The 25541-nt window shown below is 64.1% G+C and carries 24 protein-coding genes; 6 read left to right on the forward strand and 18 right to left on the reverse strand.

Annotated elements, in window-relative coordinates:
- Position 1: 1 nt before the first annotated feature.
- Positions 2 to 814, forward strand: a complete 813-nt coding sequence (locus RJ40_RS02220; RefSeq protein ID WP_265581723.1) for a ZIP family metal transporter — start codon at positions 2 to 4, stop codon at positions 812 to 814.
- Between the two features lie 294 nt (positions 815 to 1108).
- On the opposite strand, the gene RJ40_RS02225 is transcribed toward RJ40_RS02220, so the two are convergent.
- Positions 1109 to 1456 (reverse strand): DUF5518 domain-containing protein, encoded by a 348-nt coding sequence (locus RJ40_RS02225; RefSeq protein ID WP_265581724.1) that lies wholly within the window; start codon positions 1454 to 1456, stop codon positions 1109 to 1111.
- A gap of 116 nt (positions 1457 to 1572) precedes the next feature.
- Here RJ40_RS02225 and RJ40_RS02230 point away from each other — a divergent pair, with 116 nt between their 5' ends.
- Both RJ40_RS02230 and RJ40_RS02235 read left to right on the forward strand, forming a co-directional pair.
- Entirely contained in the window at positions 1573 to 2223 is a 651-nt protein-coding gene (locus tag RJ40_RS02230) for a hypothetical protein (RefSeq protein ID WP_265581725.1), read from the forward strand.
- A gap of 148 nt (positions 2224 to 2371) precedes the next feature.
- On the forward strand, positions 2372 to 2542 hold the full coding sequence (locus RJ40_RS02235) for a CxxC-x17-CxxC domain-containing protein (protein WP_265582594.1): 171 nt from the start codon (positions 2372 to 2374) through the stop codon (positions 2540 to 2542).
- 106 nt (positions 2543 to 2648) lie between these two features.
- Here the strand turns inward: RJ40_RS02235 and RJ40_RS02240 are convergent, their stop codons facing one another.
- Entirely contained in the window at positions 2649 to 3452 is an 804-nt protein-coding gene (locus RJ40_RS02240) for a 4Fe-4S binding protein (protein ID WP_265581726.1), read from the reverse strand.
- Positions 3453 to 3557: 105 nt separating this feature from the next.
- Between RJ40_RS02240 and RJ40_RS02245 the strand changes: the two genes are divergently transcribed.
- Both RJ40_RS02245 and RJ40_RS02250 read left to right on the forward strand, forming a co-directional pair.
- Positions 3558 to 5003, forward strand: a complete 1446-nt coding sequence (locus RJ40_RS02245) for a GNAT family N-acetyltransferase (RefSeq protein ID WP_265581727.1) — start codon at positions 3558 to 3560, stop codon at positions 5001 to 5003.
- 330 nt (positions 5004 to 5333) lie between these two features.
- A complete protein-coding gene (locus tag RJ40_RS02250; protein WP_265581728.1) occupies positions 5334 to 6749 on the forward strand; it encodes an MATE family efflux transporter in 1416 nt (471 codons plus the stop codon).
- Between the two features lie 9 nt (positions 6750 to 6758).
- Here the strand turns inward: RJ40_RS02250 and RJ40_RS02255 are convergent, their stop codons facing one another.
- From RJ40_RS02255 to RJ40_RS02315, 13 genes are all read right to left on the reverse strand, one after another.
- Positions 6759 to 7097 (reverse strand): cupin domain-containing protein, encoded by a 339-nt coding sequence (locus RJ40_RS02255; protein WP_265581729.1) that lies wholly within the window; start codon positions 7095 to 7097, stop codon positions 6759 to 6761.
- 16 nt (positions 7098 to 7113) lie between these two features.
- Positions 7114 to 9018: an anaerobic carbon-monoxide dehydrogenase catalytic subunit gene (gene cooS, locus RJ40_RS02260; RefSeq protein ID WP_265581730.1), complete on the reverse strand. Its 1905-nt coding sequence runs from the start codon at positions 9016 to 9018 to the stop codon at positions 7114 to 7116.
- Between the two features lie 81 nt (positions 9019 to 9099).
- Entirely contained in the window at positions 9100 to 10473 is a 1374-nt protein-coding gene (locus tag RJ40_RS02265) for a DUF1254 domain-containing protein (protein WP_265581731.1), read from the reverse strand.
- A 92-nt stretch (positions 10474 to 10565) separates the two neighbouring features.
- Positions 10566 to 11258: a PIN domain-containing protein gene (locus tag RJ40_RS02270; protein ID WP_265581732.1), complete on the reverse strand. Its 693-nt coding sequence runs from the start codon at positions 11256 to 11258 to the stop codon at positions 10566 to 10568.
- 93 nt (positions 11259 to 11351) lie between these two features.
- A complete protein-coding gene (locus tag RJ40_RS02275; protein WP_265581733.1) occupies positions 11352 to 12899 on the reverse strand; it encodes an MFS transporter in 1548 nt (515 codons plus the stop codon).
- Positions 12900 to 12928: 29 nt separating this feature from the next.
- Positions 12929 to 13486 (reverse strand): DUF1269 domain-containing protein, encoded by a 558-nt coding sequence (locus RJ40_RS02280; RefSeq protein ID WP_265581734.1) that lies wholly within the window; start codon positions 13484 to 13486, stop codon positions 12929 to 12931.
- 34 nt (positions 13487 to 13520) lie between these two features.
- On the reverse strand, positions 13521 to 15872 hold the full coding sequence (locus tag RJ40_RS02285; RefSeq protein ID WP_265581735.1) for an arylsulfatase: 2352 nt from the start codon (positions 15870 to 15872) through the stop codon (positions 13521 to 13523).
- A gap of 50 nt (positions 15873 to 15922) precedes the next feature.
- Entirely contained in the window at positions 15923 to 16459 is a 537-nt protein-coding gene (locus tag RJ40_RS02290) for an HdeD family acid-resistance protein (protein WP_265581736.1), read from the reverse strand.
- 155 nt (positions 16460 to 16614) lie between these two features.
- The gene (locus RJ40_RS02295; RefSeq protein ID WP_265581737.1) at positions 16615 to 17148 is read right to left on the reverse strand and encodes a small multi-drug export protein; all 534 of its coding nucleotides are present in this window, start codon (positions 17146 to 17148) and stop codon (positions 16615 to 16617) included.
- A 138-nt stretch (positions 17149 to 17286) separates the two neighbouring features.
- Entirely contained in the window at positions 17287 to 17721 is a 435-nt protein-coding gene (locus tag RJ40_RS02300) for a hypothetical protein (protein ID WP_265581738.1), read from the reverse strand.
- A gap of 106 nt (positions 17722 to 17827) precedes the next feature.
- Positions 17828 to 18703, reverse strand: a complete 876-nt coding sequence (locus RJ40_RS02305) for a pirin family protein (protein WP_265581739.1) — start codon at positions 18701 to 18703, stop codon at positions 17828 to 17830.
- Between the two features lie 28 nt (positions 18704 to 18731).
- A complete protein-coding gene (locus RJ40_RS02310; RefSeq protein ID WP_265581740.1) occupies positions 18732 to 19001 on the reverse strand; it encodes a hypothetical protein in 270 nt (89 codons plus the stop codon).
- A 53-nt stretch (positions 19002 to 19054) separates the two neighbouring features.
- Positions 19055 to 19606: a TVP38/TMEM64 family protein gene (locus RJ40_RS02315; protein WP_265581741.1), complete on the reverse strand. Its 552-nt coding sequence runs from the start codon at positions 19604 to 19606 to the stop codon at positions 19055 to 19057.
- 191 nt (positions 19607 to 19797) lie between these two features.
- On the opposite strand from RJ40_RS02315, the gene RJ40_RS02320 reads away from it, so the two are divergent.
- On the forward strand, positions 19798 to 21603 hold the full coding sequence (locus tag RJ40_RS02320) for a hypothetical protein (protein ID WP_265581742.1): 1806 nt from the start codon (positions 19798 to 19800) through the stop codon (positions 21601 to 21603).
- Between the two features lie 8 nt (positions 21604 to 21611).
- On the opposite strand, the gene RJ40_RS02325 is transcribed toward RJ40_RS02320, so the two are convergent.
- From RJ40_RS02325 to RJ40_RS02335, 3 genes are read right to left on the reverse strand one after another with little or no spacing between them, the layout of a single operon-like run.
- On the reverse strand, positions 21612 to 23048 hold the full coding sequence (locus RJ40_RS02325) for an aspartate ammonia-lyase (protein WP_265581743.1): 1437 nt from the start codon (positions 23046 to 23048) through the stop codon (positions 21612 to 21614).
- Entirely contained in the window at positions 23041 to 23811 is a 771-nt protein-coding gene (locus RJ40_RS02330; protein WP_265581744.1) for a succinate dehydrogenase/fumarate reductase iron-sulfur subunit, read from the reverse strand. Before RJ40_RS02330 ends, RJ40_RS02325 begins: the two co-directional genes overlap by 8 nt.
- Positions 23811 to 25523, reverse strand: coding sequence for an FAD-dependent oxidoreductase (locus RJ40_RS02335; protein WP_265581745.1), 1713 nt, complete (start codon positions 25521 to 25523; stop codon positions 23811 to 23813). Before RJ40_RS02335 ends, RJ40_RS02330 begins: the two co-directional genes overlap by 1 nt.
- Positions 25524 to 25541 lie beyond the last annotated feature (18 nt).

A 25541-nucleotide genomic window follows, 5' to 3' on the forward strand; every position in this document is an offset into this window, starting at 1 on the left:
GATGCAGATGATGCCCCTGCTGGAGGGCCTCGGCCCGATCTGGCAGGCCTTGCTTGCCGGGTGCTTCACCTGGGGGCTCACCGCCCTCGGGGCGGCGACGGTCTTTTTCACGCGGGGGGTGGACCGACGGGGGCTCGACCTCATGCTCGGGTTTGCCGCGGGGGTGATGATCGCCGCCAGTTACTGGTCGCTCCTGGCCCCGGCGATCGAACTCTCGGCCGGTCTTCCGGTGCCGGTCTGGCTCCCGCCGGTCGCGGGGTTTCTTGCCGGGGGGCTCGCGATGTGGGGGGCCGAGGCGCTTCTCCCCTATCTGCACCTCGACGCCGTCGACGATACGGGAGGCGGTGGCCGGGGGATGCGGCGGGGCAGTCTTATGCTCATTCTTGCGGTGACCATCCACAACATCCCGGAGGGTCTGGCGGTGGGGGTGGGCTTCGGCGCCCTGGCCGCCGCCCACCCGTCGGCGACCTTCGCCGGGGCGGTGGGGCTTGCCATCGGGATCGGGCTCCAGAACTTCCCCGAGGGGATGGCCGTCTCGATGCCCCTGCGGCGCGAGGGGGTCTCGCGCCTGCGGAGTTTCTGGTACGGCCAGCTCTCCGGCGTCGTCGAACCGGTGGCTGCGGTCGTCGGAGCGGCGGCGGTCATCGTCGCCGCACCGGTCCTCCCGTACGCCCTCGCCTTTGCGGCCGGGGCGATGATCTTTGTCGTGGCGGAGGAGGTGATCCCCGGTGCGCAGGGGAGTCCGCGACTCGCGACGCTCGGGGTGCTCGCCGGGTTTGCGGTGATGATGGTGCTGGACGTGGCGCTGGGATAGTTAAAATCGGGCATATTGGACTCCGCTTTGGGAAGGAACGCACCGATCCCGATTCATATCATGGAGGTTTGAGTGCCTTACCGGTATGAAGCCTGTTTGGAAAAAATCCGCACGATCCATACTTTATCCCTGCTCCCAGACCCTCTGTAAATCCGAAGAGGATGGTTTCCTATCCCGACCCCAAAAGACAGGATAGAGAACCCCTAAAAAAACACCAGAAATCGCCCCGATCTGACGACGATCTCCCACAGAACCATCGCCACAGATCCCGAAAAAAACCAAAAAAAAGAATCCTCACCCCGCGACCGCCCCACCGATCGCCCCGCCGATGAAGGCGAGGATCCCGTTGACGATGAAGACGCTGATGATCAGGAGCGTCCCGACGGCGAACCCGGAGATGAGACCGATCCCCCCCAGGAACGCCGTCGCCCCGATGAGGATGAGGATCGCGATGATCACCGCCCCGATGATCCCGGCGACCAGCCCGGCCACGCCGCCGTTCCACAACCCCCCCTTCGCGATGTATCCGGCCGCAAACCCGCCGACCAGGGGCCCGATAACCGGGATGAAGATATTGACGATCATCATCAACACCCACCCGACGACGACACCCCACCAGAAGTTGCCCTCATTTTCTGCCATACGACACCACCTGCCCGCCGATAGGGAGAGTGGCAATATAAAAGTATGCGGGGTCGGGCACCTGCCCGGTGTTTATATGGCATGGCCGACATCCCATCCCATGAGGTGCAGATATCATGAAAGAGCGGCGGGGGGTCGTTTCGGTCATTCTCATCATCTCTCTGTTTCTGCTCAGCCCGGGGTGTGCCTGGGTCTGGGGGAGCCCCGAACAGATCGGCGGGGGGCCGCCCTCGCCGGGAGCGCTGGGGCCCGGACCGGCGGGCGGCGGGGTGGCGGCACTCTACGAACCCGACGCCCGCCCGGTCTCTGAGACCGCGGCGCGGGAGGCCCTGGAAACCTATGCGGCGGAGTTCGGTCCCACAGTGGAGGTCAGGAACTTCACAGCCTTCACGCAGAATTATTATGCCGTGCTGGTCGACCGGACCACCGGCCAGGCCGTCGGCGAGGCGATCGTCGACCGCTACACCGGCGAGGCCGGACCTGACCCTGGCCCCGCCCTGACCTGGCGGTGCTCGGTCCAAAACGGCGCGGCCCGATATGATCTGCACGCCGCGGAAGAGACCGCGGCGACCTTCCTGCGCACATTCCTGCCCGGAGCGACACTCCTTGAGAGCCGGACCTTCTCAGGCTACCACACCTTCGCGTATGGGCGCGGCGAGATGGAAGGGATGCTCAGCGTCAACGACCGGACCGGCCAGGTCTGGGTGCACACCTGGCACGGGCAATACCTCGGCGGTGAAGAGGAAGGCGGGCGCTCAGGGACATGAAGACGGAGAAAAGACTGCCAGGACTCGTCTCATATGATGAGCCCCGTCCTCGCGGCCTCCGGTGCCATGCTCTGATCCCGATGCACACCTTCATATCCTCAGCGTGCAATTATTCATGTGCAGCGCACACGTCTGCATGAGTAACCGTATGAACGGAAGAGACAATTTTGGTGGGCGGAGAGACTTCGGCCCCCGTGAGATGCACAAGACAGTCTGCTCTGACTGTGGCAAAGAGTGCGAAGTTCCATTCAAGCCCACCGACGGAAGGCCAGTCTACTGCAACGACTGCTTCCCGAAGCACAGAAAGCCCAGGTACTAATCTGAAATCCTCTGATTTCAGAGATCTTTAAGATGGAGCGGTCCCCCGGATCGCTTCTCGATTTTGATCCGCACGTTTTTATCACACTGCCATAGATGACAGTGCGTCACTTCCCACCATAGGAGCGCACATGCTCCCAGGCGCGGTGCAGGTCTGGCCGGCGTTCACTTCTTGCATAGACCGAAGCGTCCTCTCTGCCGTAGAACACCCGGTCCTTCCCGATCGGGCAGACCTTGATGCAGATCCCACACGGGGCAAGACGCCGCTTCTCCAATTCGGCACTGTTTCTCGCGCAGGCCCCCCGATCGGTCAGGCCCGCGGGATAGTCCTCGCGGTCGAGGGCGCTGGCCGGGCACATCTCCACGCACCGCATGCAGTGATTGCAGACCTCTTCGGTCATCACGGGGTCGGGCGGGAGGGGAGCGGCGGTGAGGATCGAACCGAAGCGTACCCGCGGGCCGTACTCCGGAGTGAGGAGCATGTTGTTCACCCCGAACGTCCCGAGCCCTGCGAAGTATGCGGCGTGGCGGTGGGAGAAGAACGCCACTGGTTTTTTTATGAGCGCCCCGATACCCCCGTACCCGTCCCGCGGCACAAAGACCGAGGGATACCCCTCTTCGTTGAGATATTCGGCCAGACGATAGGTGTACTGGTCCAGGAGAGCGTTCACCGTCAGGTAGGTCTCGCGGTACCAGATCGATGGAGCGCTCTCCAGGGCCGGGAGGTGGACCGGGAGACCGATCACGATCACCGACCGCGCCTCAGGGAAGATGCGCTGCGGGTAGAACTCCTCCGGCATCCAGGGCCGGAAGGGCGGGTTCTCCCACCGTTCGACATCCGCCACCCCGACAAGAGGTATCTCCATCGCCCGGCACCGCCGGAGGAGGGCGGCCTTCAGATCGCTGCTCATGCTGATCCGATATCTTCTCCGGAGCATGAAAGATATTGTGCTCAGACGCGATTGAGACCAAACACTCAAGAACCCCCATGCCATAGAAGAGCAGAAGGTGGTCGTGTGCCTGAGCGGTGTATATTCAGTATCCCCAACGATATCTCACATCTGCCGCTGGTCGGATCCGCCGTCGCTCACATCTCCTCTCTCGCCGGGTGCTCGGGGGAAGAGGCGCACCACATCGGCCGCTGTGTCGAGGATGTCGTCGCCCATATCATCGGCCATGCCTTCCCGGCCGGCGAGGAGGACATCATCACGCTCACCGGTGAATGGACGGATGAGAGGCTTGAGATCTCCATCAGGGAGAAAGGAACACCCTACGACCCTGGAGTCGAAGCATGCCCCGACAAACTCCAGGGGTGGAAGGGCGTGCTGGACGGCGTCTCATTCCACAATCTCGGCGCCGCGGGGAAAGAGACGCGGCTGTGGAAACGCCCCTCCTCATCAGGAGAAATGGAGGCTGACCCTGCTCCAGAGACCGGGGATGCACCCCCACCCAGTCTCGACCGGCCGTTCGCCTGCGAGATCAGACCGACCCGCATCGACGAGGCCGTGGAGATCACCCGGCGCGCCTACACCTGCTACGGTTACTCGTACGGTTACGAGGAGGTCTATTATCCTGACCGGCTCAAAGAACTCATCAGGAGCGGGCGGCTCAGTTCGTTCGTCGCCGTGCACGACGGTGCGGTGATCGGCCATGCCGGTCTGCTCTTCGGGGACGACCCCGGCATTGCAGAGTTGTCGCTCGGGTTTGTGGACCCCCCTTTCCGCAAGCACGGGATCTTCAAGAGACTGATGGCGACAACCGTGCAGGAGGCCGAGCGGCGGGGCCTCATCGGGGTGAAAGGGCAGGGCGTCTGCACACATCCGTACTCGCAGAAATCTGTCGCCTTCCTCGGGATGAGCGAGTGCGCTCTCCTCCTCTCCCATTATCCGGTGATGCAGTTTACCGGGATCGCCACCGGGAACCAGGTCAGGGAGAGTGTCGTTGTCCTGTATCGATATCTGAGAAGACCGGAGCCGCGGACGTTTTTTGTGCCCGAACACCACGAAGGGGCGGTCAGAGCGATCTACCGGCGCCTCGGGGACGTGCCCCTCTTCGGGACGGCATGGGAGTGCCCGGCGCCCGGAAGCGATGCCGGGGCCGGCCTTGCCGTGGAGACCGAACCGTACGGCTCGGCCAGGATCCGCGTCCATTCCTATGGTGCCGATACCCTCCCCTCGCTCAGGACCGCCCTTCGAGACCTCTGCACCCGACGCCTGGAAGTCGTCTACCTCTCGCTCCCGCTCACCGACCCGATCACCAGGTGGATCACCGGCACGATCGAGGAGATGGGCTTCTTCTTCGCCGGGGTGGAACCCTCGTCCACCGGCGACGACCGTCTCCTCCTCCAGTACCTCAACAATCAGGTCATCGACTATGACCGGGTGTTCATCGGTTCTGCGTTCGGAGAAGAGGTGAAGGAATATGTGTGCCGGTGCGATCCCGGACAGGAGAGGGATGCATGATCCGCCTCATTTTCTCATCGATCTGATCTGATAGAGAAATCCACAATTACTATATTGGTTCGGCCACAAATATAGTGACGGACATCGGCCAATAGTTTTGTCTGGTGGCACAGGCTCAGTCTATTTGACGTCCGTGAATCTCCCGGCACCCAATAGAACATTCAAAATATCATCGACGATATTTTTCGGACCCCACCGGGACGGTCATTCTGTCCTGATCGTTCCCATTCTGCGATATACGCCTGTCCGTGCTGTCGGTTATAAATAATCCTTAAAAAGAGGGATACCAGGAACAGAGAAAAAAACCAGGAAAATTACGAGACAAATGGTGTGGCTCTCCTGAAAGGAGACCCCAGAACCGCAATCCGGAGACTCTCGGGTCCGTTGATCGTCTCCATGCTCCTCCTCTCGGCCTTCAACATCGTGGACGCCATCTGGGTGGCAGGTCTCGGTGAGGAGGCCCTTGCCGCCGTCGGACTCGCCTTCCCGCTCTATATGATCATGGTCGGGTGCGGCGAAGGTCTGGGCGCCGGCGTCGGGACGGCGATAGCCAGGCGGATCGGCAGGAGCGATAGAGTCGGAGCCGAGGGTGTTGCGGCGCAGGGTATGATCCTTGCGGCCCTTCTTGCCGTAGTCTTCACGATCTCGATGCTCCTCTTCTCCGACACGATCTTCGGACTCTTCGGGGAGGGCGAGGCCGCCACCCTTGCCGCGACATATGGGACGATCATCTTCGGGGCCTCGACGATCGTCTTCTTCTCCGAACTTGCCTATGGCGTGTTGAAAGGCGAAGGGGACACTAAAAGAGTGATGAAAGTCATCGTCGCCGCCGAGGTGATCAACTTCGTCCTCGATCCGGTGCTCATCTATGGCGCCGGGATGGGGGTCGCCGGGGCGGCGTGGGCGACGGTGATCTCCCTGGTCGTCGAATTCCTGGTGATGGTCTTCTGGTTTGTCGTCAGAAAAGACACCTATGTCCCCCTCCGGGTCAGACGGACTCCGGTCAGGTGGCCGGTCGTCTCCGAGATCGTCAGGGTCAGCATCCCCAACACCCTCGGATGTTTCCTGGTCTCAGGCGTCGTCATCGTGATCAACGCCATCCTCACTTCCATCGCCGGGGATACGGCCATCGCGGTCTACACCTCAGGGTGGCGGGTCGTCACCTTCGCGCTGGTCCCGCTCTTTGCGCTCTCCTCGGCCGTGATGATGGTCGCCGGCGCCGCGATCGGGGCAAGGCTGTATCAGCGACTGGAAGAAGTCTTCAGGTACGCCGTACGCCTGGGCGTGGGGATCGGTGTCCTGATGAGTGTCGTCGTCTACCTTTTCGCCCCCCAGATCACCCTGATCTTTACCTACTCTGAGGCCTGCTCGGGCATCGCCCCGGAGATCGTCGTCTTCCTCAGGACCGTCTGCCTCTTCTTCCCCGCCGTCCCGCTGGGAGTCATGGCCGGAGCGTTCTTCATGGCCTCAGGCCGGGGGACCGCCTCCCTCATCGTCACCTCTCTGGGGGTCGGCATGGTGGGCTGTCTCGCCTACCTCTTCGGGAATGTCATGGGCCTCGGCATAGACGGCGTCTGGTGGGGGATCGTCGTCGGCGAAGTGCTCGGCAATGCCGTCGGGTTCCTCTGGATGAGACACGACCTCGGCACGCTGGTGGTGAGAAGCGAGGAGCGGGAGTACGCCGCGGCCGCAGGGCGTTCATCAGCCACCAGGACCAGAGCTCCCGCTCGTCAGAGCGACCTCTGACCGCGACGTTCAGAGCAGTTTCGTCCCTTCAGTCGGGCGCGGCACCTTGACCACCAGCACCCTGAAGTCCCGGTCAGAGTCGTTGGACCACCGGTGCGGAACTCCGGCCGGACTCTCGACGAGATGGTCTCTCTCCACGCGCGCTCCTTCGTCGCCGATCTCGACGACGCCGGTCCCCTCAAGGACGTAGAAGAAGACGTCCACCGGGGTGACGTGCCGTTTCAGGGCCTCTCCCGGTTTGAGGGCGATGACGACGGCGACGGCGTCTTTTGAGTCATAAACTTTCCTGGCGTCTACTCCATGGGGGTTGGGGTGGACCGGCACCTCTGCGAGATTGACAATTTTCATCTCATTTCACCTCCTCTCATATGCCAAGTCCCTCTCTCTTCTTCTTGATGTGACCGGCGATCCCCTCGGCCGCCGCCCCGGCGTCCGTCTCAAGGGCAAGCACGCCGCCGGTGAGTCCCTGGATCTCGTCGGTGAGCAGGGCCACCAGGTTCGGCGCCCCGGTCACGGTCGGGACCGGGTTGACATAGGTGTACAGCCCGAAGGCAAGGGCGAAGATGGCGTCGACCGTCGCCTTCTGCTCCATGTACTCGGGCGCCGCCACCGCCACCGGGAGGGCGGTCACCGGCACTCCGCCGAGGGCGGCGGCGATCGTCGCGACGAGGTCGGCGCACCGCCCGGTGTCGGTGCAGGTCCCAAAGGAGAGGACCGGCGGGATGCCGAGCGCCGTGCAGATCTTTTTCAGCCCCGGCCCGGCATCCGCGGCGGCCTCAGGAGAGCAGAGGCCCGCGACCTGCATCGCCGCGTTCCCGCACCCCATCGAGAGGACGAGGATGTCGCGTGCGATCAGTTCCCTGGCCACCGCGACCGAGTGGACGTCCTGCCCGCTGTCCCGCAGGGTGGTGCAGGAGACGAGGGCGGTGACCCCCTGGATGCTCCCTCCCTTGATGGCGTCGAGGAGGGGAGTGAGACTCCCGCCGAGGGCGGCGACGATGCTCTCGGGCGAGAACCCCGCGACCGCCTCGCCCATCGGAAGGCCGGCGAGCGGTTCGACGGTGCCGTGTCGCTCTTTGAAATTCTCGATCCCCATCCGGAGCAACCCGGCCGCCTGCGCATCGGCCTGCACCGGGTCATAGTCCACCCGTTCCTCGACCCCCTCGAAGGCGACGAGTTCTGAGACCGGGACCAATTTGAAATGATACTTCTCCGCATACGCGGGGTCGAGCGGGAGCGAGCAGTTCATGTCGGCCACAAAGACGTCGACCGCCCCGGTGGCGAGCACCGCCTCCTGCATGATCCAGTTGCCGGTATACCCCCAGAAGACCTCGTCCATCCGGAGACGCTGGACCATCTCCTGCCCGGTCTCGATGTTGGCGATGACCCTCAATCCCTTCGCCCCTGCCTCCTCTGCCGCCGCCTGCCAGGCCGGATCCCTCGCACGATCCACCAGCGCGAAACCGAGGAAGGGTTCGTGGCCGTTGGGGAGGATGTTCACATAGTCGGGGTCCAGGACGCCGAGGTCGACCCGGATCGGGTGGGGTGACGGCGTCCCGAAGAGGCAGTCCTGCAGGGTTTCGAGAACGACCTGGCTCTGGTAGGCCATCGCCACCCCGAGGCGCAGCGCCTTTTTTGCGAGGGAGAGATAGGAACCGTCCACGTTCGTGAGGCACGAACTGGTGGTGCGCATCATCTCCCCATAGATTCCGCCGGGAAAGATCCCGAGGTCGCGCCAGACTTTCTTCCGTTCGGCCGGTGCAAGCCGCGTCACGATCACGCTCTCCTCCTCGGAGTGCCGGTGGAAATCTTTCTCCAGGATATCGCAGAGGCGCAGCGCCACCTCCGCATCCTCGCCGCCGGTCAGGACACCGAGTCGTCTGGCGAAAGTTACGAGTTTTTCAGGCTCCCGGATCCGGTACGGCGTCCTGCCGCGGGCCGTCTCCCGCAGGGTCCGCACCGTCTGTTCGCAGTGGTAGTGGTAGGTCGAGGCGCCCATCACGTTGCGCAGGAGCATCATCCGCATCGCCATGCCGTCGGCCGAGATCCCGCAGACCCCGCGTTTGTCCTTTGCCGCGTCGGCCCGGCATGGCCCGTTGGAGCAGAAGTCGCAGCGGACGCCGCCGGTACAGAAGGCACAGCGTTGGTCGGGGTCGCCGCCCAGTCCCTGGGCCTCGTACCGGTCCCAGACATTCGAGATGCCGTCTTTTTTCAGGCGTTCATACGCCGTCTTCACCGACGCATGATATGAGATCCGTTCAGGTTCCATTCTTGAAGTCCCCCCGTGATGGTGGAGAAGAGGCGGGGGAGATGATGGTTGTTTCGCTCCACCTGGCGGCGGGGTGCCCTCTCACCCGACCCGGCGGATCGGTGGGAGGAGGTACGACCCGTCCAGCACCGCCCGGTCAGGCTGGTACATCCGCATGATCGGCCGAAACTCTCCTTCAGGCGCCGGCAGCCAGTTCGATTCCTTCTCCGGGCCCGGCGAGTCGTGCTGGATATGGATGTCGAGCGAACCGTCGTCATGATACTGCACTCCGGGCGTCCGGTCGCCGATGGAGTAACGGCCGATGGGATTTTCGACCAGCATATAGTCGGGCGAGGAGTACATCGTCACCGACCAGAAGGCGCCGACCGGGGGGAGGCGGTCGAAGTGGAGGAGGTAACGGCGCTTGCCGGTGAGGAGTTCACCGGCGACGTCCTCGTAGGTCCAGGGATACGCCGCCTCGTAACCGTGGTTGCCGAAGAGCCCGGCCCGTGCCGCCGCCGCACGGCGCATGAAGTCCTCGGCCATCCAGGACTTCTCCTGCACTGTCCCGACCTCGAAGAAGCGGGTGTTGTAGTCCCAGAGGTGCGTGGTGTACAGCCATCCGTTCATCTTCTTGAGGGAGGTCCGGATATACGCCCTGATCGCCTTCTCGGCCGCCATCCGTCCCATGGTCAACGCCGCGGCGATCTCGGGTTCGGGGTCGAGGTACGGGCTCTCGGGATCGGTGAGCCCCAGCGGGGCGAAGCGATCGAGGTACTCGCGCTCCGCGGCAGGGGGCGGGCAGGCCTGCATCCAGACCCGCATCTCCTCCCATACCAGGAGGTCGGCCCTGACGCCCGGACGGGGTGCGGGCAGCGGCCAGTCTCCAGGGCGCCGCTCACCGGCGTCGGGGGCGGGGCCGGGCCAGGCGCGGAGCGGGGTGAGGGTATACTGCTGCTGGAGGGCACGGACCGCGGGGACGTCTTCAGCCCCGCTCACCGCCGTCCGACCGATGATGGCCAGCAGATCGGTCGGCGCCCTGACCATGGCCACGCCCTCAGGGAGACTTCCTTCCCAGTCGGGGCCGACAAAAGCATAGACCCCCTCCTCCGTCCCGGTCCCCCGCCGGCCGACATAGGCGAAGTTGTTTGTCCAGGCGTCCACGCACTGCATGACATAGTAGCGCCCATGGGTGTCGGGGACATGGAGGACCATCGGTTCGGGCCCGAGGTCGACGACGGCGGTCGAGTACAGGGTGTCGTTGTTGGGCGAGACCACCTGCCTGAACGCAGGACCGAGCAGTTGGTCGGCATGCCAGAAGGTGTTCACCGGGGCGCCCATCGCCCCCTCGGCCCCGCGGGTCATCTTCGCCAGCGTGCGGACACACTCGGTCAGCGGGTAGCCGTACAGGTAGGCCTCCCCCGCCAGGTCTACAAATTCCTCATATCTCCTCTCTTCTGCCAGTACAACTCTCACTCTACATCCCCCCGATGTGAGAGCCTTGACGCCGGAGTATATGAAAGTTCACCGACCGCGGCGGGGGGTGACGGCCAGGTCTCACTCTGTGTCTATCCCCCGCCTTCGAGCCTGAGCAGCGCCTCGGACGGTTCCCTGCCGGTCGCCAGCAGGGCCGCGGAGATCCGGTCGTCGACGATGAGGCGGTGGCCGGTCCGCAACTTGAACTCATGGATGAGAAAAGAGAGGTGGTTCTGGTAGGTCTGGTCGCGGGTGATGACAACGAGGTCGTCCTCCGCCTCGTCGAGGAGGATCTCCCAGATCACCTCGTCCCCGACGGTCTGGCCCCGCTCGTTCTTCGGGGGGTTGCCGACGAGTTTGCGGCTCTGGGCCCGGCCCAGATGTTCGCCGGTCCATCTGATCACCCGCACCCCGGAATCGGTGGCAAGGCGTTCGATGGCCGCCCAGACCGGGTCTTCCTTCTTATCGGTGATCATCGCCTCGATCTCGTCGGCGAGTGCCAGGAGAGAATGGCTGTACCGTTCGGCCGCCTCCTCGAAGGCGGCGGTCTCCGGCGAGTCCCTGAGAAAAGAGGGCGGGCTCTGGACGGCCCCGGCGGCGTTCCTCAACGCTTTTGCGTGGTGTCCGAGGAGCCGGTCCCTGTTGCGGAGGAACTCGTCGAGGACGGTCTCGGGGAGGAGCAGGTCGGGCTTCAGCCGTTCGATCTCCGCTATGACTGTCTGAAAATCCTCGCCGGCATCGTACAGCCCCAGGAACAGGTTGGTGTCGATGAAGACTCTGGTCATCCTTTTCGGGTGTCCAGTTGCACCGGGGGGTGATAAGAGTTTTGAGGGGTCTGGAGAAAACTTCTCGACCCCCTCCCGCCGACTCTCACCCCCTCACCACCCTCCCCCTCTCCTGGTCCGCGGGATCAGAAGAGATGCAAAGAAACCGATGAGGAGGAGGGCCGCGATCGCATCGAACGAAGATCGCATCGCCTGACTGATCGAGGCGTCCGCGACCCGCTCGGCCTCCGCAAGCACCGCCTCGGGGATCTCCTCAGGCGCTCCGGTCTCCATCTTCTCGACCCACCGGTCGATCTCGACCGCGATCTCCTCCTTCTCCATCCCCTCGAAGTACCCCGAGGCATCGAGACCGGCGAGCAGGCCGGAGAAGATCGAGATAAGGAGGATGACCCCGATGAGGGCGGTCCCCACCGAGGTGCCGAGTTGCTTGGTCGTGTTCAGCACACCAGAGGCGTCGGTCTGCTCCTCTTCAGGGGCGGCCGAGAGGGTGAGGTTGGTGATCTGGGAGAGGACGAGCCCCATCCCGACCCCGAAGACCAGGGAACCGGGAACGATCATGGCGGCGGTTGTGTCTATCCCGAAGACGTCCCTGAGCATCACCGTACCCCAGATCCCCAGCGCCATCCCGATGAGGACGAGGTACTTCGGGTCGATCATCGACGAGAACCTGGCACCCCCGATCGAGACGATGAAGACTGCCATCGAGATCGGGAGCAGAGCGATCCCGGTCTCGAAGGCACCGATGCCGGTGACCGACTGGAGAAAGACCGGGATGATGAAGAGGAACCCGGCGAGCACCGCGGTCTGGAGACTACCGACGATGTTGCCGACGAGAAACATCCGGTCGAAGAAGAGATCGATCTCGACGAGCGGCGTGCGCCCCATCCGTTTCAGCCGTCTCTCCCACCAGAAGAAGATCGCCAGCAGGAGGAGGCCGCCCCCGATGAAGAAGGGGATGACCCGCCACACCCCCAGGTTTTTGAGCTGGAGGATCCCGATGACGATGAGGAAGAGCCCGGCGGAGGAGAGAAGAGTTCCGACAAAGTCGAGGTTCCGGAATTTCTCGGTCGGCTTCGAGCCCGAGAGGAGGACCGAGGCGAGGAGGATGACGACGACGACCAGGAGTTCGAGCCTGAAGGCCCATCGCCAGGAATAGAAGGAGGTGAGGTACCCCCCGATGATCGGACCGAAGGCCGCCCCGGCCGCGGCCACCCCGCCCCAGACCCCGAAAGCGACGGCCCGGTCCCGCCCCGAATACGCGGCGGTGAGGAAGGTGGCCGTCGCCGGCATCATGAATACTGCCCCCACTCCCTCGAAGACCGACCACCCGACAAGCAGCACCCCGAGGTTCCAGCTCATCGAGGCGACGAAGGTGCCGATGCCGTACAGCACCACCCCGAAGAGGAAGGCGCGTTTTCGCCCCATCACGTCCTGCATCCTGCTCCCGAAGAGCATGAACGAGGCCATGATCAGGGCGTAGATCGCGATGACCGACTGGATCGCCGGGACCGTGGTGTCCAGTTCGACGACCAGGGCCGAGATGGAGACGTTCATGATGGTCGTGTCGATGACCATGATGAAGACGGCCAGGCAGACGACGACGAGGACGCCCCATTTCTGTATTCCTGTCTGCCTTTCCATCTCTCGCTCCGGCCTGTCCTGGTCTTCCCTCAGCGTGCGGCGAGCGGCACCTTCATCTTCTTCTTCTCCTCTTCCTCGGCCGCCGCCACCGCCTCGGCGAGTTCGGCGCCGACACTCATCAGGACTTCGGGCGTCAGCATCCCCTGCGTGAGGACCACGCCCCCTGCCGACCTCACCGCATCCCGCAGGTCGAGCGCCCACCTATGCTCGACGAGCATGATCGCCGCGGCGGAGTTCGACGGGATCGAGAGACTGATGTCCTCAAGGTCGTCCTCGGTAAGCCCGAGATCGCGCTCTGAGACGGCCATCGCACCCATCTTTGCGCCGGCCCGCGCCCCTTCCCGGCCGGCGGCGCCGTACCCGATGAGCCCACCGATGACGGCGCCGAATCGTGCGGCCTCCTCATCGGAAAGATCGGTCGCCTCAAAGGAGGAGATGTTCCCGTCCTCGTCCTTCCAGACAAACTGGAGATCGATGAGCCTGAGCAAACCCTCCTCCCGCACTTTTCTCAATTGTTCCAGGATCTCTCCGTGAAAGTCGGGGTTCTCAAACCCGATCACGAAGAGTTGTACCGGTCCGAATGCCATTGTTTTATTCCCCCCGTATGAGACTCCGAGCCGTTCATTCGCGGCTCATCATCGCCTCGCCTTCGGTCTCCAGGTGGACGTAGGGCTCCCCGCTCACGTCCACCAGCACCTTCCTGACCGTCCCGGTGAACTGCCAGGGGCGTTCGCCAGGATAGTCCGCGGTCACCGGACTTCCCCGCTGGAGCCCGACACTGATCCCGCCGCCGCTGAGCGAAAATTTTCCGGGCTGGGTCTTGATCTCTCCCTCACCCACCATCCTGTCGTCGATGTACAATGCAAGCCTGCCGTGGGCCGTCCCCTTCGGTTCCTCGCCGGTCTTGGTGAAGACGGCCGAGAGGATGCACGCTCCCTCGGTCACCTCGACGACGCTGCTGACCTGCTGCACGGTGCTGCCCGCAAAGTTGTAGACATAGTGGAGACGGTTCTCCCTGAGATAGAGGGCGTGCCCGCCGAAGGTGTCGCCCTGGGTAAAGAGCACGCCCTCGGCGCCGCCGTCCGGGATCTCCACATCGGCGGCGATGGCGTACGACTGGTTGCGGATGTTCACCCCCACCGCCTGGGGCACCGGGTTTGTACCCGGATAGTAGGCGAAGAGGTTTCGCCGCGGCGCTGGCTGTGGTCTGGGCGAGGTGAGCACCTCGATCGCCGGCCGGTCGTCGAGCGGAAGCCCGCCGTACCGTCCGGCCTCATGGAACCAGAGGGCCTTGAGGTGTTCGAGCATCTCTGGATTTCCTTCCGCGAGGTTCCGCACCTCCGAACGGTCGGTATCGGTATGATAGAGCTCCCAGGTGTCCTCCATGAACCGGCCCCAACCCGAGAGCGTCGGGTGGGTGGTGACCGCCTTCCAGCCCCGGTGCCAGATCCCCCGGCTCCCGAGCATCGTGTAATACTGCGTCTCTTTGCGGCTTCCGGCACCCGGTGCGTCGAAGGAGTAGCGCATGCTCATCCCTTCGAGCGGCCACTGGGTGACGCCCTTCACGGTCTCGGGCATCTTGAGCCCGATACATTCCAGGATGGTCGGGGCGATGTCGACTGCATGGTGGTACTGGTGCCTCACCTCGCCCCTCGCCCGAAACCCCTTCGGCCAGTGGATGACGAGGGGGTCGGCGATCCCGCCGGCATAGCAGTAGCGTTTCCACATCTTGAAGGGCGTGTTGAAGGCCATTGCCCATCCGTTGCAGTAGTGGTTGTAGGTCTCCGGGCCGCCGAGGAGGTCGAGCATCGTGAAGTTCTCTTCCAGGCTCTCGGGAATCCCGTTGAAGAACTTGTTCTCGTTGACCGAGCCGTACGGCCCGCCTTCGGCACTGGCCCCGTTGTCAGAGAGCAGGACGACCAGGGTGTTCTCCAGTTCCCCGGCCTCCTCCAGGTAGGAGATGAGCCGGCCGATCTGGTGGTCGGTGTGGCTGAGGAACCCGGCATAGACCTCGGCCATCCTGGAGAAGAGTCTTTTTTCCTCGGCTGAGAGCGAGTCCCAGGGGATGGTGTGGTCGGTCTCGGGGAAGGGATTCCCGTCAGGCCCCTCTCTGCTCTCAGGCGTGCCGATCGGGTTGATGGGCGGGAGTTCGGTCTCGTGCGGGACGATCCCCATCTCCTTCTGTCGCGCCAGCACCTCCTTGCGGTAGTGCTCGTAGCCCTCATCGAACTTCCCGGCGTACCGCTCGATCCATTCCTTCGGGACATGGTGCGGGGCATGGGTGGCGCCGGGAGCGTAGTACATGAAGAAGGGTTTGTGCGGATCGATCTGCCTGAGGTCGCGGATGTAGGTGATCGCCTCGTCGGTGAGATCTTCGGTGAGGTGATACCCCTCCTCAGGCGTCGCCGGTTGGTCGACCGATTGGTTGTCCGAGACGAGGGCCGGGAAATACTGGTTTGTCTCGCCGCCCAGGAAACCGTAATACCTCTCGAACCCCCGGCCGACCGGCCAGTTGCGCCGCGTCGAGGCGAGGTGCATCTCCTCTTCAGGACAGAGATGCCACTTGCCGAGCATGCAGGTGCCGTACCCCGCCTCGACGAGCACCTCGGCGAGGGTGGCGCACTCGAAGGGGATGTGCCCGTTCGAGTTCGGAAAACCGGTGGTCCCCTCGGCGATGCAGGCCATGCCGGCGGTGGTGTGGTTGCGGCCGGTGAGCAGGCAGGCGCGGGTCGGAGAGCAGAGGGCGGTGGTGTGCCACTGGGTGTACAGAAGTCCGTCTCCGGCGAGGCGGTCGATGTTCGGTGTCTCGATCAGGCCGCCGTAACAGGAGAACGCAGAGAACCCGACGTCGTCGAGGACGATCATCAGGATGTTCGGTGTATCCTTCGGCGCACGGGGGGCCTCGTAGGGGGTCCAGTCAGGGACCGAGTCCCTGATGTCCAGGTTGATCACTCCCTTGAACTGTTCAGGCATGGTCTCTCCTCCACGATCGCCTCTGCCATGCGTTCATCTCATATATCATTTCACCTCGCCTTTATCCCGGCCGCGATCGCCACGATCCCGCCGACGACGGCGAAGGCCCCGAAGACGAACGGGAGCGTCACGGCGCCGATGAGCGGGTTGATGATGAGGATTACCCCAAAGATCAGGCTCAGAAGTCCGAGGATGCCGGTTCCCACACCCCCGCCCCGCATGGCCCAGGCAAGTCTGGTGATCCCGTACACGATCCCCCAGATCCCGAGCAGGATGATCAGAAAGGTCAGGAGCACGAACGGGGCGTAGACAGGATAGAGCAGGATCACGATCCCGGCGAGGATCCCGAGGACACCTGATAGGATATTCCATCCCCTGTTTTCACGGATCGATACCGCGCCGATGAGCGCCAGGACTCCTCCGAAGAGCCACAAGATCCCGAGAAACTGGACAATCACGACCATCGTGATGCCAGGACTGGTCAGGAGGAGTATCCCGATGACGAGGGCCGCGATTCCTTCGAGCACCACGGCCCACCATGGCAGTTCAAAGCCCCCATATTCGAGAGGGGCACCAGTTTCTTCCATTTTTTCCCTCCGGCGTACCGTTCTCCAGACGAAAGGTGTGTCGGGTGCTGAAAGACGGCGGTCCGGTCGGTCGGTGATGTTCGGTGCGGTCAGGTCTGGTGATGGACGGCCTCACTGGGTCGGGCCCGTGAATAAATCTTTCCCGCCTCCCGGCCTCAGAGGAAGATACTGACGAAGCCGAGGGAGGTGAGGAGTACGGCAAGGGAGGCGAGGAACCACCCGACGAGGATGAAAAGCACCGAAAACTTCCGTTCCCATCCGAAGATCCAGGCGATGACCGGGCAGGCGTACAGTCCCAGGCCCGGGATCCACGAGATGAAGATGAGGGAGTAGACGCCGTATTTGTCCAGGATCGTGATCTTTTTCGCTTTCTCGCCGATCCCCTGGATCCACCGGTTGACCCGTTCGGACTGTTCCGAGGAGGTGTCGCAGATCTGGAAGATTGCAAGCACCATCCCCAGGGCGAAGGAGGTCATGACCAGGAGGATGAGGGCCGGGTGGAGGCCGAGCGAGACCCCGACGGCGGCCGCGGCCGCCTGAAAAATAAGACTCGAAGTGACCAGGCCGAGCAGCGGAGCGCCCTGGAGACCCAGCACCAGGTCAAGAAGAATAGGGATGCCAAGAGAGAAGACGAGGACATAGGAGAGTGCTCTGGAGACCTGGACCAGCAGGGTGATGAGACGGTGCATCGGACTCGCCGGTTCATGGGAAGTGCCGATGGCATAAAAGGATTGGGTGGGGAGAGGGGCGGCGATTGAGTGGTGTTCCCGCCCGCTACTCTGTCATGAGAAAAAGTGATCAAGGGTTTTCGGACAGCCGAAAATAAGTTAGAAGGCCCTGGTCGCGATCCCGTTCAACTCGTCGATGAGTTCGGCCAGTGCCGGGGGGACCGCCCCGTCCTCTGCACGGACCGTCTTTCCTGCGGCCGTCACCTCATACGAGAAGAGGTCATAGCCCCGGGATGCCGGGCGATACTCCGGCCCGAGACTCAGGTAGGCCTCGGAGGCGATGATCCCGGTGATATTGTCCATGGTCCCCTGCTCAAGGGGGACGAGGGTCTCTTCGCCGTGCCTGGAGACGACAGCGGTGTTGTTTGCATAGACGACGACGGTCTCGTTGGCGCCCATGATCCCGCCGCTGAGGTGGTACTCGACGAGCGTCCCGTCTACATTCTCGGGGGCGCCGGCCGCTGAGGTGCACCCGGCCGCGAGGAGGGCGAGGAGGAGGCAGCCCGAGATGAGGATAGTGTGGATCGTTTTCATACTCTGAGTATGATCCGACGTCCTCTCCGATAACCAATCCTGTGACTGCGATATTTTTCGCAGTTATCAGGGGAGTGCCCGTGAAGCCCTCTCAGAAGATCCCGGATCAGGTTCCGACCGCCTTACCTCCGTTCCCCCCCTTCACAAACGTCCCTTCCCGGTACTCCCTGAACGCCTCCCGCACCTCCTCCAGAGTGTTCATCACGATGGGCCCCACCCAAGCGACCGGTTCCCCGATGGGCCGGCCCGAGAGGAAGAGGAACCTGAGAGGAAGATCATGAGCGCTGACGGCCACCTCGTCGCCGTCGCCGTAGAGGACCACCTGACGGTTGTGCGCCTCCCTCTCTCCGTCGTCGAAACTCCCCTCCCCGTCGATGACATAGGCAAAGACCGTGTAGCCCTCCTTCACCGGATGGACGAACATGGCGCCCGGCCCGACCGTCACGTCGAGGTACACCGGGTCGACGACGATCTCTTGCACCGGCCCGACGGCCCCGGCACAGTCGCCGGCGATCACCCTGACGGTCACGCCGGGGCCGGAAGAGACCGCCGGGATCTCGGCGGCCCGCACCTCCTGGTAGCGCGGGGCCATCATCTTCTGCGCCCGCGGGAGGTTCACCCAGAGCTGGAACCCTCCCATCGCCCCGTCGACCGGCCCCGGCATCTCCTGGTGGACGATCCCGGAACCCGCGGTCATCCACTGGACGTCCCCGGCACCGATCGTCCCGGCATTCCCGATGCTGTCCCCGTGCTCCACCCGCCCCGCGAGCATGTACGTGACGGTCTCGATCCCCCGGTGCGGGTGCCAGGGGAAACCGGCGAGATAGTCCTCGGGCCGATCGGCTCGGAAGTCGTCGAGCATCAGGAACGGGTCGAAGAGCGGCACCTCCCTCGCCCCGAACGCCCGGTGCAGTCTCACCCCCGCGCCCTCGACGGTCTCGTGCGCCTCCAGCACGCGCACGACCTCTCGTCTATGGTTCATAGTCGGGAAAACGAGAAACGTGGACCCCTTACCACCTGAACCGCTCCTGTTTCTTCTTCAACTCCCCGAAGGGGACCAACTTGTAACTGTGAAGTTTGCCCTCCCTGTCAAGGGAAAGTTCGAGGTACAACCCCTGCCCGGTGTGTTCCATCGCCACCGTTGCCGGGTCGCCGCCCTGCTGAACAAAACCCATCCTGATCAGTTCGTCCTCGAAGAGCCGGATCGGCGTCCCCCCGTAGCGGTCGAGAAGAGCCTCCGCGTCTTTCATCACATCGACCTGGAGTGTCTTGATGACCATGTCTGCCGATACTGCGCCGACTCCTATGAATAGATGCCGGTCAGGATGGGGAGTCAGGCCAGGAGCATCCCCCTGATGATCAATATGTACACGGAGAGCAGGACCCCCTCACCCGCCCCCACCCCGACCAGGCACTTCCAGAGCGGAACCCTGAGCGTGGAGGCGAGGTAGACGACGAGGTCGGTCGGGACAATGGGGCAGATGCTCCACCCGGCGATGACGGGAAACTGGTGTTCCATGAGGTGGGCTCTGATCTGCTCCGATTGTTCGGGATACCGCTCCTCGAGGACGGCGTCGAAACCGAGGCGGCGTGCGCAGCAGTGGACCAGGGTGGAGGAGGTGAGGATGCCGAGCATGCTCACGACAAATGCCTCCAGGGGATCGAAGAGCACGATCCCGGATAGAAGGAGGGGCGTCGAGGGGACGAGGACCAGACCCCTGACCGAGAGGATGAGGAAGTAGAGAATGAGGGCGACGGCACGGTGCTCGTCGGTGGTGCCCTCGAGGGCGGCGAGGCTGAAGTACCCGGGGTGCAGCACATACGCCGTCAGGCCGAGGACGATCACGGAGGCCCAGATGAAGGGGACGGCCCGTCGCAGCCACATGCGTCAGGCCCCCCGCCGTTCGGTGCGGGAGGGTGCGGGGTGCGGGGCGTCGCTCTTTTGTCCTGCGGATGTGGCCATGTGCTGGTCACCCCTCTCTTCTCTCACCCCTCATCATGCTTTTGCCGGGGCCGGCATCTCGACCTGAGAGTGACACGGAAAAAAGATAAATAGAGAATATCCGAATGTGCACAATGGATCCAGGAAAAAATGTATCTCATGGAATGGAACTCCTCGCTCTTCTCTCAGTACTGTTTCTTCTTTTCATCTCGTCCGGTTGCACCACGACCGGGCAGACGCAGGCCTCGGTCGCCGGCACCGTCACCGGCGACTACACCGCAGGACCGGTCTATGTCGTCGCCCTCGATGCAGACCGGTATGGTCCCCCGGATATCAGGGTGATGGAGACCGGCGAGCATCCCGAACAGTCGGAGTATGTCACCGCCTTCACAGCCCTCGCGGCGCCCGGCGCCTTCAGGATCGAGGGGTTGCCCGCCGGCAACTACACCCTATACGCCTGGGCCGACACCGACGACAACGGCTGGATCGACCATGCGGCATACCGCGACCCGACCGGATGGCACAGCAGCGGAGAACGTCTTGGGCCCGGGACCATATCGCTCGCTCAGGGCGATTCTCTCCGGGACGTCGGGATCAGGCTCGTCGCCCCCTCAGCATACCCGGCCGAACTGAACATCTCGGTCGGTGAGGGGGGTGGGAGACTCACCGTCATGAAGGGCCGCCCTGTCCTCCAGCTCTATGGCACGCCCGACGAGCGGGCATATGCGATGGGGTATCTGGCCGGCCCGCAGATCAAGGACTGGATCGAGTACGTCCTCCTCGAGACCTTCTATCCGTCGGCCGAGGAGTATGACGACATCTTCATCCCCTATCTGAAAGCACACATGACAGGCGTGCTTGCAGGACGCGGCGACGAGTTCGATGCGGTCATCGACGGGATGGAGGCGAGAGGGGTCGACCTCTATTCCGATGCCCTGGGTCGAAACCTCACCCGCGAGGACATCCTCGCCGAGAACGCCTATTCCTTCCTCCTGTACTTCAGGCTCTACGGCCTCGCCATGGGCGACCTCAACCTCGGAAACAACAGCGTCCAGGACGGAGGGCTCTCACCGCACCTCTGTTCGAGTGCGATTGCATGGGGGAACAGGACAGAGAACGACGAACTCGGCGGCGGGGTCATCCACGGCAAGAACATGGACGGCGAGACCGACCTCAGGAAGGTGACGGTGAACAGTCTCCTGATCGTCGCCTCTGAGCCCCCGGCCGGGTCGGGACAGAAGCGTGTGGTGGGGTTCGACTGGCCAGGTTTCATCGGCACCTTCAACGGCATGAACGAGGACGGACTTGTCCTGGTCCCGCACTCCTCCCCCTCGGTCCCGGCCTGGAACGAGACAGACCTGCTTCCGTACGTCCTGCTGTACATGGACACCCTCCGGGGGGAGAGCAGTGTTGACGGTGCATGGGAGTACTGGCAGACGATGAACCGGACGCGGACGGGCGGGCATAACGCCGGGGTCTCGATGCCGTACCTGAACTCTTCGGGAAGCGCCGCGGTCTGCTTTGAGGCGGACTCCTACGGCGGGGCCGAGCGCAAAGCCGGGTTCATCGAGCCGGGAGATCCCTTCTCCCTCATCATCACAAACAACTTCTACCAGTATCAGGGCGCGAACCCGGAGGCCGTCTCAAAGGTGCACGGCTACCACGAGACGATCGAACCCGGAGATTACCGGTATCTGGCGATGCTCGACCTCTTCAACCAGTACGAGGAGGAAGACCGGACCATCGGCACCCCCGAGATGATCGCGCTCATGCAGGTGGCGTCGACCTCAGAGGAGTACCAGGGGATCACCGAGTACACCTTCATCGCCTACCCGGACCGGGGAGCGTTTGCCGTGGCGACCGAGGATCTCGTGAACCACACCCTCGACGCCCCGTTTGCACCGTTCACCAGGTATTCCTTCGAGGAGGTCTTCGGGTAGTCAGGGATTCACTCTTTTTTTTCCCGGTGCGTCCAGGGGTACCCGGCATACAGACTCCGCGCCATCCTCTCCATATCGAAGAGTTCTGCCGCCTCTTTCTCGGTGAGGTACCCCTTCTCCACGGCGAGGGCCGGGACCGCCACCCCCCGGCGCATCGCCTCCTCGGCGAGTTCGGCCGCCCTGAGATAGCCGATCCGTGGCGAGAGGAGCGTGGCGAGGGCCGGGTTCTTCATCAGGGAGGCGCGGGCCTGCCCGCGGTTCGCGCCTATCCCGGCGACGCACTTCTTCTCGAAGAGCGGGAGGAAGGAGATGAGGAGCGAGAGGGAGGTGAGGATGTTGAAGGTCATCACCGGCGTCATCACGTTCAGGTCGACCTGCCCGGCCTGCGCAGCGAGGGCCACGGCGGTGTCGTTGCCCACCACCTGGAAGGCGACCATGTCGAGGCACTCGGCCATCACCGGATTCACTTTCCCGGCCATGATCGAGGAACCCGGCTGGACGGCCGGGAGGGTGATCTCGGCCAGGCCGCTCGTCGGGCCTGAGCCAAGGAGCCTGAGGTCGTTGGCGATCCTGATCAGTTCGAGGGCGAGTTCTCGCAGGGCGCCGGAGAAGGCCGCCATCTGCGCGCGGCTCTGGAGGGCCTCGAAGGAGTCGCCGGCCGGAACGAGTCCGAGGCCGGTGAACCGGTTGAGGTCGGCGAGGACCGTCTCGCGGAACTGCGGGTGGGCGTTGGCCCCGGTGCCGTTCGCCGTCCCGCCGATGGCCACCTCCATGAGATCTTCCCGCCGCTCCCTCACCCGCCAGGCCGCCCGGCGGAGCGCCGCGGCATAGGCCGCAAACTCGTCGCCGAGGGTGAGGGGCAGGGCGTCCATCAGGTGAGTCCGCCCGCTCTTCTGGACGTCGGAGAACTCCTCCCCTTTTGTGGAGAAGGCAAGGGCCAGCGAGTCGAGGGCCGCGAGGAGACGGTCGGCCTCGGTGATGATCGCGATATGCGAGGCCGTCGGGAAGGTGTCGTTGGTCGACTGGCCCCTGTTGACATGGTCGTTTGGGGAGAGGTAGGCATAGTCCCCTTTCTCGCGTCCGAGGAGTTCGAGGGCGCGGTTTGCCAGCACCTCGTTGACATTCATGTGAAAGGACGTCCCCGCACCGGCCTGGAAGACGTCCACCGGGAACTGGTCGTCGAAGCGCCCTTCAAGCCCCTCGTCCGCGGCCCTGACGATCGCCCCCCCTCGTTCCCCGTCGACCTCGCCGAGGGCCATATTTGCATAAGCCGCCGCCTTCTTGAGCACGAGGTACGCCCTCACCAGTGCCGCGGGTTCCCGCACGCCGCTCACCGAAAAATTCTCGACCGCCCGCAGGGTCTGGATACCCCAGTAGACCTCTGCCGGCACCTCCCGCGTGCCAAGCGAGTCGCGTTCCTGACGGGTGGACACCCTCTCACTCACCCCCCTTCTTTCGTCTCGTCAGTTCGGCCCGCGCCCGCCCGATGGCCACGTTCGGTTCGATCCCCCGCGGGCAGACCCGCCGGCAGTTGGCGTGGAACTCGCACCGCCACCACCCATCGGGAGTGTCCGCAGTCCTGAGGCGGCGGCCGTTCCCCGCCTCCCTGGGGTCGAGGTGGAAGCGGTACACCTTTGCCAGGGCCGCGGGGCCCGCGTAGGCGGGATCGTCTCCGTCGACCGGGCAGGCACCATAGCAGGCCCCGCAGAGGAGACAGGCGGTGTAGACCTCAAGGGCTCCGGCAGTCTCAGGCGCCATCGACCGCTCGCGCTCGGGTGCCCGGTCCGCCGGGGCGAAGGTCGGCCTCATCGCCCGGTAGTGCGCGAAGAAGGGTGCCATGTCCACGACGAGGTCGCGGAGCACCGGCAGGTGGGGGAGAGGTTCGACCAGCACCGTCGTCCCGGCATCCCACGCCTCGCCCCCCTCGATCGCCGGATAAGGCGCGAGCGGTTCGCGCTCCTCCCCGGCGAGCAGTCCGGCCACCTGCGTCCTGCAGGCCAGGGCCGGGTACCGGTTGACGAGCATCGCGCAACTCCCGCAGACCGCACCCCGGCAGGAATACCTGAAGGCGAGGGAATCGTCGTAGACCTCTCGTACCCTGAAGAGCGCACCGAGCACGGTCATGCCTGGTTCGGGATCGATCTCGAAGAGGTCATAGTGCGGCGCCGTCTCTGGTCGGCCGTCGTGCCGCAAGACCTTCAGCATCATCAGTACACCCGCTCCTGCGGTTCGAAGGTGCCGGGGGTCACAGGTGCGTACGAGATGACCACTTCGCCGTTGGCCAGACGCGTCATCGTGTGCCTGAGATAGCGTCCGTCGTCCCGCGCCGGAAAGTCGGTGCGAGTGTGCGAGCCCCGACTCTCCTGGCGCATCAGTGCCCCGCGGGCCACCGTCTCCCCGACGAGGAGGAGGCCCTCCAGTTCGAGGAGGTTGACAAGCGCCAGATTGAACCTCCGGCCCCGGTCGCCGACCGAGGCCCCGGCGGCACGCCTGCGAAGGTCCATGAGGGCCGAGAGCCCGTCCTGCATCTTCTGCTCTTCCCTGAAGATCCCGAAAGAGCGATACATCGTCTCCTTCAGTTCGCGCAGGAGGGCCGGAACCTTTTCTCCTGTCTCGCGGGCGCGGAGTGCGGCGACCCGCCGTTCATCGGTCGCGGCCGCCTCGACGACCGGGCCGGGGTCAGGCCTCGCGCTCTCTCTCACCGCGGCGACGATGCCGTCCGCGGCACGCCGCCCGAAGACCACGGTCTCCAGAAGCGAGTTGCCACCGAGACGGTTCGCCCCGTGGACGCTGACACAGGCGCACTCGCCCGCGGCGTACAGCCCCGGCACCCCGCTTCTCCCCCGGTCGTCGACGGCGATCCCGCCCATCGAGTAGTGCTGGGCAGGCTGAACCGGGAGCGGTTCGACGACAGGGTCGATGCCTGCAAAGTCCAGGGCGATCTGCCTGATGCCGGGCAGCCGCACCATGATCTTTTCGGCACCGAGAGCGGTGAGGTCGAGGTGGACAGAGCCCCCCGGAAAACCCCGGCCTTCGGCGACCTCGGTCTCGATCGCCCTGGCGACGACGTCGCGCGGGGCGAGGTCGAGGGAACGGGGGGCGTAACGCGCCATGAACCGTTCCCCTTCCCGGTTGAGGAGAATTCCTCCTTCCCCCCGCGCCCCCTCGGTGATCAGGATGTTCGTCCCGACAAGCGAGGTCGGGTGGAACTGGACGAACTCCATGTCCTTGAGCCTCGCCCCGGCACGGAGGGCAAGGGCCGCCCCGTCGCCGGTATTGATGAGGGCGTTGGTCGACCGGCTGTACAACCGCCCGAACCCCCCGGTCGCGAGCAGCACCGCCTTTGCCGGGAAGGCGTGCATCTCGCCGGCGGGGAGGGAGAGGGCCGCGCACCCGGTGCACCGCCTTCCGTCGGTCACCAGCGAGGTGACGAAATATTCCTCATAAAAGGCGACGTCGGCCGCCATCAACTGTTCATATAGGGTGTGCAGGATATTGTGGCCGGTCCGGTCGGCGGCATAGCAGGTCCGCGGGAACCCGGCCCCGCCGAAGGGGCGCTGGGCGATCTTCCCCTCTTTTGTCCTGGAGAAGACCGCGCCCAGATGTTCGAGTTCGATCACGGCCGCAGGGGCCTCCCGGCACATCACGGCGACGGCGTCCTGGTCGGCAAGATAGTCCGAGCCCTTCACGGTGTCGAAGGCGTGTGCCTCCCATGTGTCCTCCTCGTAGCCGGGTGCGTTCCCGAGGGCGGCGTTGATCCCGCCCTGGGCGGCGACCGAGTGGGACCTGAGCGGGTGGACCTTGGAGACCACCGCCGTCTCCACCCCGGCCCGGCAGGCCCGGAGTGCCGCCCTGAGCCCGGTCAGTCCGCCGCCGACGATGACCAGGTCATGGGCATGGATCTCAGCATGCACGCTCATCTCTCCCCCCTCAGACCT

The organism is Methanofollis aquaemaris, assembly GCF_017357525.1.
Taxonomy (GTDB): domain Archaea; phylum Halobacteriota; class Methanomicrobia; order Methanomicrobiales; family Methanofollaceae; genus Methanofollis; species Methanofollis aquaemaris.

Coding starts and splice junctions, on each gene's coding strand:
- RJ40_RS02220 (WP_265581723.1), top strand. CDS start 2: ATGCAGATGATGCCCCTGCTGGAGGGCCTCGGCCCGATCTGGCAGGCC.
- RJ40_RS02225 (WP_265581724.1), bottom strand. CDS start 1,456: ATGGCAGAAAATGAGGGCAACTTCTGGTGGGGTGTCGTCGTCGGGTGG.
- RJ40_RS02230 (WP_265581725.1), top strand. CDS start 1,573: ATGAAAGAGCGGCGGGGGGTCGTTTCGGTCATTCTCATCATCTCTCTG.
- RJ40_RS02235 (WP_265582594.1), top strand. CDS start 2,372: ATGAACGGAAGAGACAATTTTGGTGGGCGGAGAGACTTCGGCCCCCGT.
- RJ40_RS02240 (WP_265581726.1), bottom strand. CDS start 3,452: ATGAGCAGCGATCTGAAGGCCGCCCTCCTCCGGCGGTGCCGGGCGATG.
- RJ40_RS02255 (WP_265581729.1), bottom strand. CDS start 7,097: ATGAAAATTGTCAATCTCGCAGAGGTGCCGGTCCACCCCAACCCCCAT.
- cooS (WP_265581730.1), bottom strand. CDS start 9,018: ATGGAACCTGAACGGATCTCATATCATGCGTCGGTGAAGACGGCGTAT.
- RJ40_RS02270 (WP_265581732.1), bottom strand. CDS start 11,258: ATGACCAGAGTCTTCATCGACACCAACCTGTTCCTGGGGCTGTACGAT.
- RJ40_RS02275 (WP_265581733.1), bottom strand. CDS start 12,899: ATGGAAAGGCAGACAGGAATACAGAAATGGGGCGTCCTCGTCGTCGTC.
- RJ40_RS02280 (WP_265581734.1), bottom strand. CDS start 13,486: ATGGCATTCGGACCGGTACAACTCTTCGTGATCGGGTTTGAGAACCCC.
- RJ40_RS02285 (WP_265581735.1), bottom strand. CDS start 15,872: ATGCCTGAACAGTTCAAGGGAGTGATCAACCTGGACATCAGGGACTCG.
- RJ40_RS02290 (WP_265581736.1), bottom strand. CDS start 16,459: ATGGAAGAAACTGGTGCCCCTCTCGAATATGGGGGCTTTGAACTGCCA.
- RJ40_RS02295 (WP_265581737.1), bottom strand. CDS start 17,148: ATGCACCGTCTCATCACCCTGCTGGTCCAGGTCTCCAGAGCACTCTCC.
- RJ40_RS02300 (WP_265581738.1), bottom strand. CDS start 17,721: ATGAAAACGATCCACACTATCCTCATCTCGGGCTGCCTCCTCCTCGCC.
- RJ40_RS02305 (WP_265581739.1), bottom strand. CDS start 18,703: ATGAACCATAGACGAGAGGTCGTGCGCGTGCTGGAGGCGCACGAGACC.
- RJ40_RS02310 (WP_265581740.1), bottom strand. CDS start 19,001: ATGGTCATCAAGACACTCCAGGTCGATGTGATGAAAGACGCGGAGGCT.
- RJ40_RS02315 (WP_265581741.1), bottom strand. CDS start 19,606: ATGTGGCTGCGACGGGCCGTCCCCTTCATCTGGGCCTCCGTGATCGTC.
- RJ40_RS02320 (WP_265581742.1), top strand. CDS start 19,798: ATGGATCCAGGAAAAAATGTATCTCATGGAATGGAACTCCTCGCTCTT.
- RJ40_RS02330 (WP_265581744.1), bottom strand. CDS start 23,811: ATGATGCTGAAGGTCTTGCGGCACGACGGCCGACCAGAGACGGCGCCG.
- RJ40_RS02335 (WP_265581745.1), bottom strand. CDS start 25,523: ATGAGCGTGCATGCTGAGATCCATGCCCATGACCTGGTCATCGTCGGC.